Source organism: Streptomyces sp. NPDC059371 (assembly GCF_042751995.1).
Lineage (GTDB): Bacteria > Actinomycetota > Actinomycetes > Streptomycetales > Streptomycetaceae > Streptomyces.
The window spans coordinates 1-1026 of the sequence record NZ_JBHYXD010000205.1; the positions used below are offsets into that span (position 1 = coordinate 1).

The window sequence follows — 1026 nt, forward strand, 5'->3', positions numbered from 1 at the left end:
CCGGTGCGGCGAGTGGGGGTCCCCCCTGCTCGAAGAGCTTGGGGGAGCGTGCCAGGCGTCGCCGGGCAGGCGAGACTTTGCGGACACGACCTAGGACCTATGCCCCATGCGCACCGTGAACCCGCCGACTACGGTCGGCGCTCATGCAAGGTACAGAGATCATTCGCCGCACCACGGCGGAGCGCAGGCGGGACACCCTGGAGCGGCTCAGCTCGGAGCGCGACATGTGGGTGTCGACGGCCCACCCCGACCACGGCCCGCATCAGGTGCCACTCTGGTTCCTGTGGGACGGGCAGGCAGTGTGGATGTGTACCGCCGCGAACTCCGCGACCGGGCGCAATGCGCAGAAGGAACCGCGCGTACGGCTGGCTCTGCCGGATGCCTTCGACGTGGTGCTGCTGCAGGGAGACGCAAAGTGCTTTCCGGCGCGGGAAGTGCCAAAGGATGCCGCCGATGCGTTCGCGAGCAAGTTCGGCTGGGATCCGCGTACGGAAGAAACCCCCTTCCTGTACCTGAGCGTGACACCGCAGACAGTGCGCGCCTGGCGCGGGGCACCGGAACTTCGTGGCAGGGTCGTGATGCGTGACGGAGCGTGGCTGGGATAGCACGGGCGCAGTGTGAATGTGCAGGTCACAGCCACTCGTTGAGCGTTGCGACGAGAACGGTCGCTTCGAAGCGGACCGCGTGTTCGTCGTAGCGCCCGGCAACGGCACGGTTCCTCTTGAGGCGGTTGATCCGCACTCGATCGCGTGGCGCTCGCGGTAATCGGTTCGGTCGAAATGCGGCGGCCGACCGCCCCGGGAGCCGAGCTTCCGCGATCATGAGCCTGGCCGGCTGTCGACCATGGTCTCGGGGCCGGGGCAATTGGCGTAGGGTGGGGTCATCCGACGCGGGGTGGAGCAGCTCGGTAGCTCGCTGGGCTCATAACCCAGAGGTCGCAGGTTCAAATCCTGTCCCCGCTACTGACGTGGGGGGGCGGCCCAAAGTGGCCGCCCCCCACACCAAGTAAAACCCCCCGCGCGCCGC

1 protein-coding gene and 1 tRNA gene are annotated in these 1026 nt (G+C 67.7%); both read left to right on the forward strand.

Annotated features, from left to right (window positions below; translation table 11 throughout):
- Nucleotides 1-143: 143 nt before the first annotated feature.
- A complete protein-coding gene (locus tag ACFXGX_RS43165) occupies nucleotides 144-605 on the forward strand; it encodes a pyridoxamine 5'-phosphate oxidase family protein (protein WP_384803972.1) in 462 nt (153 codons plus the stop codon).
- A 283-nt stretch (nucleotides 606-888) separates the two neighbouring features.
- A tRNA-Met gene (locus ACFXGX_RS43170) sits at nucleotides 889-962 on the forward strand.
- Nucleotides 963-1026 lie beyond the last annotated feature (64 nt).

Excerpts from the sequence above, each read along its gene's own strand:
- ACFXGX_RS43165 (WP_384803972.1), top strand. The coding sequence starts at position 144 with ATGCAAGGTACAGAGATCATTCGCCGCACCACGGCGGAGCGCAGGCGG.